At 28.7% G+C, this 13984-nt stretch carries 14 protein-coding genes; 8 read left to right on the top strand and 6 right to left on the bottom strand.

All coding sequences use genetic code 11. The annotated features are described in order from the left end of the window. Positions 1 to 54: 54 nt before the first annotated feature. Positions 55 to 336, bottom strand: a complete 282-nt coding sequence (locus tag BLT70_RS16190) for a twin-arginine translocase TatA/TatE family subunit (protein ID WP_172824431.1) — start codon at positions 334 to 336, stop codon at positions 55 to 57. A gap of 101 nt (positions 337 to 437) precedes the next feature. Between BLT70_RS16190 and BLT70_RS16195 the strand changes: the two genes are divergently transcribed. After that, positions 438 to 1703, top strand: a complete 1266-nt coding sequence (locus BLT70_RS16195) for a D-alanyl-D-alanine carboxypeptidase/D-alanyl-D-alanine-endopeptidase (protein WP_231962751.1) — start codon at positions 438 to 440, stop codon at positions 1701 to 1703. Here BLT70_RS16195 and BLT70_RS16200 read toward each other — a convergent pair. Continuing rightward, positions 1700 to 2155: an RNA methyltransferase gene (locus BLT70_RS16200; RefSeq protein ID WP_091896780.1), complete on the bottom strand. Its 456-nt coding sequence runs from the start codon at positions 2153 to 2155 to the stop codon at positions 1700 to 1702. The two genes, BLT70_RS16195 and BLT70_RS16200, sit on opposite strands and share 4 nt — an antisense overlap. Then, on the bottom strand, positions 2155 to 2298 hold the full coding sequence (locus BLT70_RS17200) for a hypothetical protein (protein ID WP_157691928.1): 144 nt from the start codon (positions 2296 to 2298) through the stop codon (positions 2155 to 2157). The genes BLT70_RS16200 and BLT70_RS17200 overlap by 1 nt, the downstream gene beginning before the upstream one ends. Positions 2299 to 2785: 487 nt before the next feature. Here BLT70_RS17200 and BLT70_RS16205 point away from each other — a divergent pair, with 487 nt between their 5' ends. The 4 genes from BLT70_RS16205 to BLT70_RS16220 all read left to right on the top strand — a co-directional run bounded on the left by BLT70_RS16205 (position 2786) and on the right by BLT70_RS16220 (position 6430). Further along, positions 2786 to 3652, top strand: a complete 867-nt coding sequence (locus BLT70_RS16205; RefSeq protein WP_091896782.1) for a hypothetical protein — start codon at positions 2786 to 2788, stop codon at positions 3650 to 3652. A gap of 391 nt (positions 3653 to 4043) precedes the next feature. Beyond that, a complete protein-coding gene (locus tag BLT70_RS16210) occupies positions 4044 to 4502 on the top strand; it encodes a helix-turn-helix domain-containing protein (RefSeq protein ID WP_091893387.1) in 459 nt (152 codons plus the stop codon). Next, positions 4448 to 5296, top strand: a complete 849-nt coding sequence (locus BLT70_RS16215) for an IS3 family transposase (protein ID WP_231962863.1) — start codon at positions 4448 to 4450, stop codon at positions 5294 to 5296. The genes BLT70_RS16210 and BLT70_RS16215 overlap by 55 nt, the downstream gene beginning before the upstream one ends. A gap of 351 nt (positions 5297 to 5647) precedes the next feature. Next, positions 5648 to 6430 (top strand): glycine zipper family protein, encoded by a 783-nt coding sequence (locus BLT70_RS16220; protein WP_091896789.1) that lies wholly within the window; start codon positions 5648 to 5650, stop codon positions 6428 to 6430. A gap of 313 nt (positions 6431 to 6743) precedes the next feature. Here BLT70_RS16220 and mutS read toward each other — a convergent pair whose 3' ends face one another. Further along, positions 6744 to 9374 (bottom strand): DNA mismatch repair protein MutS, encoded by a 2631-nt coding sequence (gene mutS / locus BLT70_RS16225; RefSeq protein WP_091896793.1) that lies wholly within the window; start codon positions 9372 to 9374, stop codon positions 6744 to 6746. A gap of 117 nt (positions 9375 to 9491) precedes the next feature. Here mutS and BLT70_RS16230 point away from each other — a divergent pair, with 117 nt between their 5' ends. The 3 genes from BLT70_RS16230 to BLT70_RS16240 all read left to right on the top strand — a co-directional run bounded on the left by BLT70_RS16230 (position 9492) and on the right by BLT70_RS16240 (position 11685). Continuing rightward, entirely contained in the window at positions 9492 to 10022 is a 531-nt protein-coding gene (locus BLT70_RS16230; protein WP_091896796.1) for an RNA methyltransferase, read from the top strand. Positions 10023 to 10725: 703 nt separating this feature from the next. Beyond that, positions 10726 to 11004 carry a sensor histidine kinase gene (locus BLT70_RS17615; protein WP_368086359.1) on the top strand — a complete coding sequence of 93 codons (279 nt, stop codon included), beginning with the start codon at positions 10726 to 10728 and terminating at the stop codon, positions 11002 to 11004. A 3-nt stretch (positions 11005 to 11007) separates the two neighbouring features. Then, positions 11008 to 11685, top strand: coding sequence for a response regulator transcription factor (locus BLT70_RS16240; RefSeq protein WP_091896803.1), 678 nt, complete (start codon positions 11008 to 11010; stop codon positions 11683 to 11685). 149 nt (positions 11686 to 11834) lie between these two features. Here BLT70_RS16240 and mgtE read toward each other — a convergent pair whose 3' ends face one another. Next, positions 11835 to 13190: a magnesium transporter gene (mgtE, locus tag BLT70_RS16245; protein WP_091896806.1), complete on the bottom strand. Its 1356-nt coding sequence runs from the start codon at positions 13188 to 13190 to the stop codon at positions 11835 to 11837. Continuing rightward, positions 13180 to 13983 (bottom strand): 16S rRNA (adenine(1518)-N(6)/adenine(1519)-N(6))-dimethyltransferase RsmA, encoded by an 804-nt coding sequence (rsmA, locus tag BLT70_RS16250; RefSeq protein ID WP_091896809.1) that lies wholly within the window; start codon positions 13981 to 13983, stop codon positions 13180 to 13182. Before rsmA ends, mgtE begins: the two co-directional genes overlap by 11 nt. Between the last annotated feature and the right edge of the window lies 1 nt (position 13984).

Consider the following 13984-nt stretch of genomic DNA (forward strand, 5'->3'; position numbering starts at 1 on the left):
TTTATTGAAAGTTAAAATGAGATTATAATCTTTGTCTAGAATTACACAAAAGCGTTATCTATTTCTTTTAATTGGTCCCGTAATATCATCTAGATTTTCTTTTACATCAGAAATACTATTTTTAATATCTTTTGTAAAATCAGTATCTAAACCTTGGCTTTTTGCACTTTCATTAATATCCTTTTTAATTTCGTTTGTGGCATCTTTAACTTGACGAATTCCTTTACCTAAACCTCTTGCAATTTCAGGAATTTTATCTGCGCCAAAAACCATTACCACAATTAATAGGATAATCATTACTTCTGGAGCACCAATAAATAAAAAAGTTATATTCATAATTAACATAAAGTTGTAACAAAGGTAAATATTATAAGTGATATAAAGTTATCAAATAAAAAAATTTGTAAATTGTAATATATATTTAAAAAATGGCTTTAATGTTTAAAAAAAAACTTTATTTTTTATGCTTTATAATAGTTTTAGTTGGGTGTAAAACGCTAAAAATCAAACATAAAATTAACAAAGAGCTAACTTTATCAATTTTTAAAAATCAGTTTACAGGGATTTATATTTATGATGTAAATGCAGATAAAACAATCTATAATTATAACGGAACAAAGTATTTTACGCCAGCAAGTAACGCAAAAATATTTACACTTTTTACAGGTTTAGAGTTATTATCAGACTCAATTCCGGCTTTTAAATACTCCATACATAAAGATACAATTACGATTTTAGGAACTGGAGATCCAACATTTTTACATCCTTTTTTTAAAGATAGTACCGCTTTTAAAATGGCAAAAAAGTATAAAAAAGTAAATTTAATAACCAATAATATTAGTGATAAAAAATATGCCCCAGGTTGGGCTTGGGAAGATTTTGATAGTTATTTTAGCCCAGAAAGAAGTGCTTTTCCTATGTATGGAAATGTGCTTACAATCCAAAATGAAAACGAACTAAAAGTAACGCCTAATTTTTTTGAAAATGACTTAAAAATGACTGATAAAAATTATGGTAGAAAAGAGTTTGCTAATGATTTTTATTTTGATAAAAACAGGACTCGTGAAACAACCATACCTATAATTATAAGCGATGCACTGCTTTTAAATCTTTGGAATGATATTTTGCCAAACAGAGTAAATTTAAATCAAACTACAACCTTAAAACCATCAAAAATAGCTTATAGTGTTCCTTCAGATTCTTTATACAAAAGAATGATGGAAGTAAGTGATAATTTTTTAGCAGAACAGATTTTAATTTTGGCATCATCAACAATTTCTGATACTTTAAATACAACTTTTGCCAAAAATTTTATGCTAGAAAATCAATTAAAAGATTTAGAACAAAAACCACGTTGGGTAGATGGTTCTGGCTTGAGCAGATATAACTTATTTACACCAAATTCTTTTGTACAAGTATTAACTAAAATGTATCAAAAAATACCAGAAGAAAGATTGTTCCAGTTTTTTCCTGTTGGTGGAAAATCTGGTACTTTAAAAAATTGGTATGCAGGAAATCCAACACCATATATTCATGCAAAATCGGGTACTTTGGGTAACAATTATAATTTAAGCGGATATTTAATTACAAACTCGGGCAAAGTTTTAATTTTTAGCTATATGAATAATCATTATATGCATTCTAATGCTGATGTAAAAAAGAAAATGCAAGCCGTTTTTGAAGAGTTAAGAGACAATTATTAAAAACTAAACTTTGCTTGTCTATCGTACATAATAATACTTCCTGCTACAGAAACGTCTAAGCTTAATTCAGATTTAAATTTCACTAAATGATGCGATTTTTCAATGGCTATTTTAGACAATCTATGATCTTCTGCACCTAATAAATAAACGCAACGTCTTGGATGCTTAAAAGTTTCTAATTGTACTGCTTTTTCATCTAATTCTACACCAACCAACATAGCACCTTTAGGAAGATTGTTAAAGAAATCTTCAAAAGTTTCGTAATGGAAGTAAGGCATTGCACCAATAGCTTTATGAGTGTTGCAAGCTTGTTTTGCATAGCGATTACCAATGGTAAAGATAAAACTAGCACCCATATTTTGGGCAGAACGCCAAAGAACACCTAAATTTTCAGGAGTTTTTCCATTCTGAATTCCAATTCCGAAAAAACCTTGTTCTAAATTGTTTACCATTATTTTTTTACAAGCATTCTCTTAATCTCATTCAGCTTCATTAATGCCTCAATAGGCGTTAATGTATCAATATTTGTAGCAAGAATTTCTTCTTTAATATTTTCTAAAAGAGGATCATCTAACTGAAAAAAGCTGAGTTTCATTTCTTTATGTTGATTATTCTGATAAAATATAGATTTCTTAAATCCAGAAAACCTCGAGTTTTATTGAAAAATTATTTTTAGTTAACTTATTTATAATAAACTATTTATAAATTTTCTTCTCCCTGTTTCTGGGGAGTTAACTCCCCATAAATGGGTATTGATTTGTATGTTTTTTGCTTTTATATTGCAAACAGAAAAAATGCTAAGATTTTATGGTAAAAGAAAGAGAGATTAATAATCTCATGTCTAGATATATTAATGCTATAAAATAGATAGTAAAAATAGTTGGACGAATTCTAATTCTGAAAGCTCTAAGCATTGGTAGTAACAAATAATAATTAGGGATAAAAGAACTATTTATTTAGATATAAGTGGTTGTGTGCAATTAAACGAAGCCTAACAATATCCGAGAGAGTTCTCTGGTTGGAAGAAAAAAATAAATGAGATAAAACTTAAAATATAATTTTAACTTTAAAAACTATTAAATATGAAAATTTTAGATACAATTAACAGTTCAATTAAAAAGTTTGCAAAAGGAATGTTTGCTCTTTTTACAATAAATATTTTAATATTTGGAGGGATTTTATTAGTACAATCTTGCCAAACTGAAGATTTTCAAGAGCAATTAGATGCTAATGCAAATTTTTTATCTGTTTTAGAGCAGAATAAAATGGATTTAAATCAAGCAAATTTAATTCTCCCGAAATTCAAAAAGAAAAATTTATTTAGAAAAGGCATAGATTCAGATAATGAAATAGTTTCATTAAGTTTCCCTGACAATTTTAGTGAAAACGAAATTGACGAAATAAATAATAATACAGAGTCTTTTACTGATTTAATGGGTGCTATTCAAAAATACGATGCAGTTATGACTTATGATAATTCTGAATCTGAAATTGTTTACGATATTCCCGTAGAAGAAGTTACAAATATGCTTCAACCAACTTTAATTGAAGCTAAAAAATATTTATATACAAAAGGCTTTAATGATTTAGAAATTCAGAATATGATTTTGGAAGAAGAAGGTCAAGAATTAGATTTGATTCCTTTTGTTATGGCTTTAACATCTATTGAAAAAAATCAAAAACAAGCGAACAATATAAAATCCCCAAACTTATTTGCGAATACAGCTTATGCGAAAGTAAATTATAAAGATTATATTAGATGTGCTATTATTGGAATTGGTGCAGATGCTATATGGGCATTAGGTGGTTCAAGCTCTTCAAGTTGGGGAAAAGCAGCAATGAAAAGAGCTTTTGGAGCTGTTGCAAAAAGACTTTTAGGACCTATTGGAGTAGCTATTGCAGTAGGCACATTTGGTATATGTATTGCTGAAGCGTATTTAACCGATTAAATTTATATCTATGTTATATTTTGTAATACTACCTATAATCGCTGTAAGTATAAAAACCAGAATAGATAATATAATTTTATCTGTTAAGAATAAAAATAAAGAAAAAACAAAAGCTGAATTAATTTTTCTTTGTTTTACAATTATTATAATATTTATTACAATTTCAGCTATTGAATACAGAACATAAACTGCACACAACCACGTATATAAAAAATAGCAGTTAAGTGCTAACCTCAAAGCTTGTACTTTTCTGCTATTTTAATTTAAAAACTGAAAATAATAGTAATTTTACTCTTCTACTTTTCATATACAATAACGTTATGCCACATTAAACAAATATACTTTCCTGAAATAGGTTGACTAAAAATTAAACACTTAATTATAGTCACTTATGAAAACACAAAATGAACACTGCCGAAAAAAAACTTACGAAAAAGTAACTTTAGAGCTTAAATTATTAGTCGTTGACCAAATTCAAAATGGTCAGATCTCAACCAACTTCGCTTCTAAAAAATATGACATTCCTAGAACTACCATTGGCTATTGGATTAAAAAATATAGTACTTTAGTGCAACAAAATACAGGAATGAGCAAAATAAACGAAATAAAAAAATTAAAGGAACGTATTGAAGCCCTTGAGTTTATCAAAGACTTTCAGCAAGATATTATTGCCGATATGGAAATCATTACAGGAGTCGATTTATCAAAAAAGTCGCTGCCCAAAACATTAGTAAAAGAGATAGAGCTAAAAAAGAAAAACCGTTTAAAAGAAAGTGGTTCTATGAATGTTTTGGGATTAGTAAACAAGCCTTCTACAAAAGATGTAAAGAGCAAGAAATCAAACAAATAAATTATGATAAACTTATTGTAATGATACTAGATTATCGCAAAAAAGTAGGCATGAGAACTGGTGGTATTAAGCTGTATGATGAACTAAAATCTGACTTCATAAAACAAAACATAAAGATGGGAAGAGATAAATTTTACGACTTTTTAAGGCTCCATAATTTGCTCGTCCCTAAGCTTAAAAATTACGTGACAACAACAGATTCGAATCATCAATTTAGAAAATATAAAAACCTGATTAAAGACCAAGTGCCTAATAGACCAGAACAACTCTGGGTAACCGATATAACATACATTAAAACAGAAAATGGACACAATTATCTAGCAATCGTAACAGATGCTTATTCCAAGCAAATTATGGGCTATAAATTAGATAACAACATGAAAACATCTCTTTGTACAGAAGCTCTTGCTATGGCTATTAAAAACAGAAAATATCCTGATGAAAAACTAATTCATCATTCCGATAGAGGTTTTCAATACTGTAATCCTAAATACACAGCATTTGCCGAAGAAAATGGAATGATAATGAGTATGACAGAACAATATGATCCTTACGAAAATGCAATCGCTGAGAGAATTAATAGAACTTTAAAATATGAATATGGACTTAGAAACTGTATTAAAAACACTGCTATTGCTCAAGAAATCACAAAACAAGCTGTAGATATATACAATAATTTGAGAAAGCATTTTAGCCTAGATTTAAGAAATCCTGCTGACGTACATTTAAATCCTAACATCAAATACAAATCATATCGAAAAAATAAAGTAAATTTACCTGAACTTAAAATTTAAACTAAAAGCTAGTTCAAATTATTTTTTTGCCTTCTAAACGGCTAAAAAAAATACTTTGAACGGGTAAATTAATAAAAAAAAAGGTCAACCTATATCAGTATAATACAAAAAATTACGGTCGAAAACGGACTGACCAATCCGACTAAATTTTCATAAAAATTAGTGAGTGGAGTATATGAAAGCTGAAAAACCACTTTATAAAAAAAAGCAATCTTTTCAAAAAAATAAATTAAAATGAAAAAAACATTGAATTCCATAATTATTCTAATAATAGGTTTCCTAATATTCGGATGTTCTTATGAAATAAGTCGAATGGACTCTGTAGTAAATAAACTTTGATCAAGCGATATTGTGAAAATTAAACAAGTTGGAGAAAATCATACAATTGCATTAAATGCTGTTTACAAAGATTTATTGAGAAAGAAAAATGAGAATATAAAATTTAGAACTAGCGTAGTTGACCCAAGAGTTAATGTAAATAATATATTAAGTACAGTTGGCGAAACTATTTATTCAGGAAATGAGTTAATTACATATAAGGAATCAATTACGACAGGAGAAAGTAATATTACGCAAGCTGATAGTTTAAATAATTACAAAACATTTAGTAATACTTTAGAAATTTCGTTTAACGATATAAGTAATTCTTTTAATTCAAGTGGCTTGAATTCAGAAACTAATGAAAATTATCTAAATGAAATAAAAAATATTATGCTTGGAAGTTTCAACGCAACTGACTCAAATGATATAGTTAGTAATTTAGACACAAAGTTTAATATAATACAATATGATACGTCATTAACATTGTCACAAAAGGCAATACTACTTTCAACAATTGATTTATATAAAGATTCACTTTTATACTGGGAATCTAATATTGACGATTGGATTAACTTAAATGATAATGTTGCAAAACGTATAGATGGGCCAGATATTAATTACACAGTAGTTGGTGCAGCAGATGCAATTGGTGCTGTTAGAGGTGGAATTGCTGGTGCTGCATCTGGAGTATTATTAGGTGGAATAGGTGCTGTACCTGGCGCAATTTGTGGGGCTTTAGCTGGTGGAGCTCAAGGCTCTGCTTTAGCAGTTGGTGCACAATTACTCGCTTGGGCTTGGGACTCATTTTGGTAGAAATTATGAAAAGATTAAATTTAATTTCTTACGTAATTAGTGCTATATTATTCTTTCTAGTAATCTACTATATAATTAAATTGTCAATTGAATATTCATTATTTCTGTCTATTTCTGTTTTCATATTGCCAATTATAGTAATTCAGATTTTGGCTTATTTAAAAACAAGAAAGTAAATAATAACTTGGCACAACCACGTATATAAAAAATAGCAGTTAATTGCTAACTACAAAGTTTGTACTTAACTGCTATTCTTATTGTTAAACTGAAAATAATAGCATTTCACTCTGCTACTTTCTATAACACAACCACGTTATTTCTTAACCAACATCCTCTTAATCTCATTCAGTTTCATCAAAGCCTCAATTGGGGTTAATGTATCAATATTTGTAGCAAGAATTTCTTCTTTAATGTTTTCTAAAAGAGGATCATCTAACTGAAAAAAGCTGAGTTGCATCTCTTCATGTTGCGTTTGTTTTAAAACGTCTTTTACATCAGAATTTTTATTGTTTTTTTCTAGCTGAGCCAAAATTTTATTTGCTCTGTGAATGACCATATTTGGCATTCCGGCTAGTTTTGCAACATGAATACCAAAACTATGATTAGAACCACCGGAAACTAATTTTCGTAAGAAAATAATGGTGTCTTCTAATTCTTTTACAGACACATTAAAGTTTTTAATGCGCTCAAAAGTGGCTGTCATTTCATTTAATTCATGATAATGTGTTGCGAATAATGTTTTTGCTTTTGATGGATGTTCGTGCAAGAATTCTGTAATTGCCCAAGCAATTGAAATTCCGTCGTACGTAGAAGTTCCACGACCAATTTCATCTAACAAAACCAAACTTCGTTCAGAAAGATTATTAAGTATTGATGCAGTTTCGTTCATTTCTACCATAAACGTAGATTCGCCCATAGAAATATTATCACTTGCGCCAACTCGTGTAAAAATCTTATCTACAATTCCGATTTTAGCATTTTGAGCCGGAACATAACTTCCCATTTGTGCTAATAAAACAATCAATGCTGTTTGTCTTAAAATTGCCGATTTACCAGACATATTTGGCCCAGTAATCATAATTATTTGTTGTTGATTTCTATTTAAAACAACATCATTTGCAATATACGTTTGATCTATTGGTAACTGTTTTTCAATAACAGGATGACGCCCATTTTTGATGTCTAAATCTGTGCTTTCATCCATAATCGGACGCACATAATTATTATCAATTGCTAAAACAGAAAAAGATAATAAACAATCAATTTTTGCAATAATCTGCGCATTTTCTTGCACAATTTGTACAAATTGGATGATATATTGTAATAATTTTGAAAATATTTCTTGTTCTAGTTTGGCTATTTTTTCTTCTGCGCCAAGAATTTTAGTTTCGTATTCTTTTAATTCTTCAGTAATATAGCGTTCTGCAGAAACCAAGGTTTGTTTACGAATCCATTCTTGCGGAACTTTGTCTTTATGCGTATTTCTAACTTCTATATAATAGCCAAAAACGTTGTTGAACGAAATCTTTAAACTCGAAATTCCTGTACGTTCTGTTTCACGCGCTAACATATCATCTAAATACTGTTTTCCAGTGCTAGAAATGGCGCGTAAATCGTCTAATTCTTGGTGAACGCCAGTTGCAATTGCGTTTCCTTTATTGATGTTTACAGGCGCATCATCAAATAAGGTTTCTGTAATTTTATCAATTAAAACCATACAAGAATGCAATTGATTTCCAAGATGCTGAACCGTTTTGTTTTTACTATTTTCTGCGGATGCTTTTATTGGTAAAATTGCTTTTAAAGAATCTTTTAATAAAACTATTTCTCTTGGTGATGCTTTACCAGTGGCAACTTTAGAAATTAATCTTTCTATATCTGAAACTTGTTTTAATTGGTAGGTTACTGTTTGAGAAAATTCATCAGAATCTATAAAAACCTTTACCAATTCATGACGATTTTTAATTTCGTCTATATTTTTTAAAGGCAATGCCAACCAACGTTTTAATAAACGTCCGCCCATTGGCGAAATGGTTTTGTCAATAACATCTAAAAGCGTTACAGCATTTATAGAATTAGGATTGTACAATTCTAAATTTCTAACTGTAAAACGATCCATCCAAACATAATTGTCTTCAGCAATTCTACCAATATGTTGAATGTGTTTTAGTTGATTGTGTTGTGTTTCAGACAAATAATACAATACTGCACCAGCGGCAATAATTCCGTTTTTAACATCCTGAATACCAAAACCTTTTAAGCTTTTTACTTCAAAATGATTGTGTAAAGTTTCGTTTGCATATTCTTTTTGAAAAACCCAATCATCTAAGTAAAACGTATAATATCGGTTTTCAAAAAGTTCTAAAAATTGTTGTTTGTGTTGTTTTTGAACCAAGACTTCACTCGGACTAAAATTTTGCAACAATTTATCAATATATTCTGCATTTCCTTGCGCCACTAAATATTCACCTGTAGAAACATCTAAAAATGAAATTCCGAGTTGTTTTTTTGTTGCTGAGCGTGTTGAAGTATCAAAATGAACAGCCGCTAAAAAGTTGTTAGTTTTGGTTTGTAAAACTTCGTCGTTTAAAGAAACTCCTGGAGTTACTAATTCTGTAACACCACGTTTTACAATGGTTTTGGTCATTTTAGGATCTTCTAACTGATCGCAAATGGCAACACGCATTCCTGCTTTTACTAACTTTGGTAAATACGTATTTAAAGAATGATGCGGAAAACCAGCCAAAGCAGTTTCGGTTTCACTTCCGGCACCACGTTTTGTTAGTGTAATTCCTAAAACTCCGGCGGCTTTTTTAGCATCTTCGCCAAAAGTTTCATAAAAATCTCCTACTCTAAAAAGTAACATTGCATCAGGATATTTATTCTTGATGGCATTGTATTGTTTCATTAAAGGCGTAACCTTTTTAGCTTTTGATTTTGCCAAGTTTTTGGAAATTTTCAGTTAGTTTTGCGAAGATATAAAATATAGTTGTTAGTGTTTAGTTTTTGGTTATTAGTTAAGATACCAACAACAAAAAACCATTAACCAATAACTAAAATTATGAGAAAATTAAAAAATAATGAGTTAGGTAGAATTTCGGTTGATGAATTTAAAACGGTTAAAAAAACGCCATTAATTGTAGTTTTAGACAATATTAGAAGTTTAAATAATATTGGTTCTGTGTTTAGAACTAGTGATGCTTTTTTGATTGAAAAAATATACTTGTGTGGTATTTGTGCAACTCCGCCAAATAAAGACATTCATAAAACTGCTTTAGGTGCAACAGAATCTGTAGCTTGGGAATATGTTGAAGATACTTTAGAATTAGTTGAAAAATTGAAAGCTGAAAATGTAAAAGTTTTAGCTATTGAACAAGCTGAAAATTCTACAAAATTAGATGTTTTTTATCCGAAGAAAGGAGAAAAATATGCCATTGTAATGGGGAATGAAGTAAAAGGTGTTCAGCAAAAAGTGGTAACAGCTTCAGATTTGGTTATTGAAATTCCTCAATTAGGTACCAAACATTCTTTAAATATATCTGTAACTACTGGTGTTGTAATTTGGGATTTATTTACAAAAATTATTAGATAAGTAACAAGTAATTATTTAATATTCAGTTTATTGCTTTTTTTAATTACCTTTACTTATGTTTAAAAAAGTATTTTTATTAGCTGTTATGATGATTTGCAGTACTTTTTATTCAGAGAACAAGGCAGAAAGGCTTTTAGATTCTTTGAATAAATATTTTTCTATTTCTGTTAGTATCCCTTTTCCAGAAAAAAAATTAAATATTTAAATAAAACATATTTTTTTACAAAACAGTCTAATGTTGATAGTTTTGATAATTAAAGTTTCTTCGTCTTTGGCAGGTGAAAATGTTATATCAGATAATATTGAAAATTATGAGAAAGCTAATAATGTTTTATGAAAAATTTATCAAAATAAAAAATATTATGCAGTATTAGGTTCGTATTATCATAATAAAGGATGATATTTTAATAATAATTCAAATAAATTTAGTGCTTACTATTATTATAATAAAGTTAAAGTAGTAGGAGATTTAAGATTAATTTACCAAAGATCACTTAAAAGTAAGGCAAATGATATTGCAGAACCTTTATCTAAAGTAAATTCAGAAATTAGAAATTTATCGCATAAATTAAGTTCTGTAAATTTTAATGAAGTTTCTTTTAAAGATCAAATAATTAATTTAGTTAGCGATTATTATGCACCAAAGTTTAAAATAAAGCTTAAAAATTTTGATAAAATCGATTGGCTTTTAATAGATAATCAAATTAAAAGAACACTTTATTTAGTTATTAGAGAGTCTATACAAAATAGTAAAAAACATGCTTTTGCATCAGAGGTTTTAATAGACTTTAAAATAAAACACAATACCTTTGTATTAAGTATAAAAGATAATGGTAAAGGTTTTAATATTAGTTCATTAAAATTTGGGTTGGGTTTAAAAAATCAGAAAAAAAGAATAGAAGAATTAAACGGAAATTTTACTATAAACAGTGTCCCAAATTCAGGTACAACTACAAACATAGAAATACCTTTAACAGCCTAAAATATGAAAAATAAAATACGTGTTTTATTGGTTGATGATCATCCTTTACTTTTAAAAGGATTGGTTTTAACGTTTGATGAAATTAAAGATTTTACTTTTGATATTGTATATAAAACAAGCTGCGATAGTGCATATGAAGCTGTTCTTTTATCAGAAAAAACAAACCCTTTTGATATTCTTTTAACAGGTTTAAGTTTTAGTTTAAATGATGGGAATATTGTTTCTGGAGAAGAATTAATTAATCAATTAAAAAAAGTAGCTCCGAATTTAAAAATTGGTGTAATTACAGGGCATTCAGAAACAAATAGAATCTTTAATGTTATAAAAAACCAACAACCTTTAGTTTATCTTTTAAAAGATGATTGTAATGCAACCGAATTAAATTTTGCCATTCATAAAATGTTGAAAAATCAAAATTATTATTCACATTTGGTACATCAAAAAATTTTAAAAAGAAGTATTGTTCAAATCTCTATGGATTCTATTGCTATACAAATTCTAGAAGAATTACCTAAACATGCTAAAATAAATAATTTAGTTGGGCATATAAAAAGAGAAGATGGAAAACTTTTAAAAATAAGATCTATAGAAATGAAGTTAGCAGATTTAAGAATTGATTTAAATGCTAAAAATAATACAGATCTTGTTTTAAAAGCAAAAGAATTAGGAATAATCGATTAATTTTTTTGCGTAAAAACGCACATATAGTTGCGTAAAATGTATTTTTTAAAAAGTGATATAATCGTACCTTTACTGTAAAAATGTAACTATTGTTGGGGGACGATTTATAATTTTTTTCCTGAGGCTTAAAAAACCTCAGGATTTTTATTTTAAATTCCAAGAATAAATTTTGCTATAGAAAAATAAATTAGAATTCCGAAAATATCATTACTTGTGGTAATAAACGGACCTGTTGCTAATGCTGGGTCTATACCTCTTTTATCTAAAATAATTGGTACAAAAGTTCCTATTAAAGAAGCAATTATAATTACCGACATTAATGAAATAGAAATTGCTAAACTAAAGCTAAAATGAAAGCCTAAAATGCTTGTAAAAATGGTTATTATAATAGAAAGTAGTAAGCCGTTTATTAAACTTATTGCTATTTCTTTTAATAACCTACTCCATAAACTACCTTTAATTAAATCGTTAGCTAAACCTTGAACAATAATTGCAGAAGATTGTACACCAACATTTCCTGCAACTGCAGCAATTAATGGAGTAAAAAAGAACAACGCTTTGTATTCTGGGTTTTCCATAATTGTTTGAAAATTCTGCATAATAATTACAGCACCCAAACTACCAAATAATCCTAAAATTAGCCAAGGTAAACGCCCTTTTACTAACTGGTAAACTGTATCGTCTGCTTCTACATCTTGTGTTAAACCAGCTGCCAATTGATAATCTTTATCTGCTTCTTCTTTTAAAACATCTACAATATCATCAATAGTAATTCTACCCAATAAAATGTTATTATCATCTACAACAGGTATTGCTTCTAAATCGTATTTAGACATAATTTTGGCAACTTCTTCGTCATCTTCATTTACATTAACAAAATCTACTTTATCAATATAAATTTCTGAAATTTTTTGATCGTTTTTTGCTACAATTAAGTCCTTTAAAGAAAGACGTCCCATTAATTTATCTTGTTTGTCTACAACATAAATAGAGTGTACTCTGCTTACTTCTTTTGCTTGAGCTCTTATTCTGCGCATACAACCAGCAACGGTCCAAGTTTCATAAACTTTAACCAACTCTTTACCCATTAAAGCACCTGCAGAGTTATCATCATAAGATAACAATTCTTTTATATCTGCTGCGTGTTCCTCATCTTTTAATGCAGAGATTACGTTTCTTTGGCGTTCTTCGGATAATTCACCAATAATATCAGCAGCATCATCGGTATCCATTTCACCAATTTCTCTAGCAATTTCTTTTGCAGATAAATTATCTAGTATTTTTTCACGAATATCTTCATCTAATTCGGTAAGGATTTCTGATGTTTTCTCGCTGTCTAAAAGTTTTATAATATAAACAGCTTCATCAAAATCTACCTCATCTAAAACTTCTGCAATATCTGCATAATGATGATCTTCAAAAAGGTCATGAATTGCAGTTTTATTGTTAGATTCTATGAGATCTGTAAGGTTGTCTAGAAAGTCATTGGTAATATCAAATGCCATGATTTGCTAATTTTTGGGTAAGTAAAATAAAGTCAGCTACAGATAGTTGTTCTGGCCTTTTCGCAAATATAGGGTCTTCTTTTAAGGACTCCGAAAGATTAAAGGACTTTAAGCTAGAACGTAACATTTTTCTTCGTTGATTAAATGCTGTTTTTACCACTCTAAAAAATAATTTTTCATCTACAGGAAGCGAATAATCTTTTTTTCTGATAAGTCTTATTACGCCAGAATCTACTTTTGGTGGCGGATTAAAAACAGTTGGCGGAACCGTAAATAAATACTCAACATCAAAAAAAGCTTGTGTTAAAACAGAAAGAATTCCATAAATTTTACTGCCTTCTTTTTCTGCAATTCGCATAGCAACTTCTTTTTGAAACATGCCGGCAAATTCTGGTACAAATTCTCTATATTCAATTGCTTTAAAAACAATTTGAGTAGAAATATTATAGGGAAAATTACCAATAATTGCTACTTGTTTTTTATCAAAAAGTTCCTCAATATTTTGCTTTAAAAAATCGCCTTCTAAAATGGTAAACTTGTCTTTAGAAGTATCTAATTTTATATGCTCTAACCAAAATGTGTCTTTAAGATAACTTACTGATTCTCTGTCTAATTCTAGAACAGTAACTTTTGGTTTTTTTTGTAATAAATACTTTGTTAAAACGCCCATACCTGGGCCAATTTCTAAAACGTTATTATAACCTGTTCCCGTTAAAGCATCAGCAATATTTTTTGCGATGGTTTCATCAGTTAAAAAATGTTGACCTAAATGTTTTTTTGCTTTTACAGACAAG

This window comes from Polaribacter sp. KT25b (assembly GCF_900105145.1).
Taxonomy (GTDB): domain Bacteria; phylum Bacteroidota; class Bacteroidia; order Flavobacteriales; family Flavobacteriaceae; genus Polaribacter.

What these genes read in the sequence shown, in the direction of transcription:
- BLT70_RS16210 (WP_091893387.1), top strand. Translation starts at nt 4,044, where the DNA reads ATGAAAACACAAAATGAACACTGCCGAAAAAAAACTTACGAAAAAGTA.
- BLT70_RS16200 (WP_091896780.1), bottom strand. Translation starts at nt 2,155, where the DNA reads ATGGTAAACAATTTAGAACAAGGTTTTTTCGGAATTGGAATTCAGAAT.
- BLT70_RS16190 (WP_172824431.1), bottom strand. Translation starts at nt 336, where the DNA reads ATGAATATAACTTTTTTATTTATTGGTGCTCCAGAAGTAATGATTATC.
- BLT70_RS16195 (WP_231962751.1), top strand. Translation starts at nt 438, where the DNA reads ATGTTTAAAAAAAAACTTTATTTTTTATGCTTTATAATAGTTTTAGTT.
- BLT70_RS16240 (WP_091896803.1), top strand. Translation starts at nt 11,008, where the DNA reads ATGAAAAATAAAATACGTGTTTTATTGGTTGATGATCATCCTTTACTT.
- BLT70_RS16230 (WP_091896796.1), top strand. Translation starts at nt 9,492, where the DNA reads ATGAGAAAATTAAAAAATAATGAGTTAGGTAGAATTTCGGTTGATGAA.
- BLT70_RS17200 (WP_157691928.1), bottom strand. Translation starts at nt 2,298, where the DNA reads ATGAAACTCAGCTTTTTTCAGTTAGATGATCCTCTTTTAGAAAATATT.
- mgtE (WP_091896806.1), bottom strand. Translation starts at nt 13,190, where the DNA reads ATGGCATTTGATATTACCAATGACTTTCTAGACAACCTTACAGATCTC.
- BLT70_RS16205 (WP_091896782.1), top strand. Translation starts at nt 2,786, where the DNA reads ATGAAAATTTTAGATACAATTAACAGTTCAATTAAAAAGTTTGCAAAA.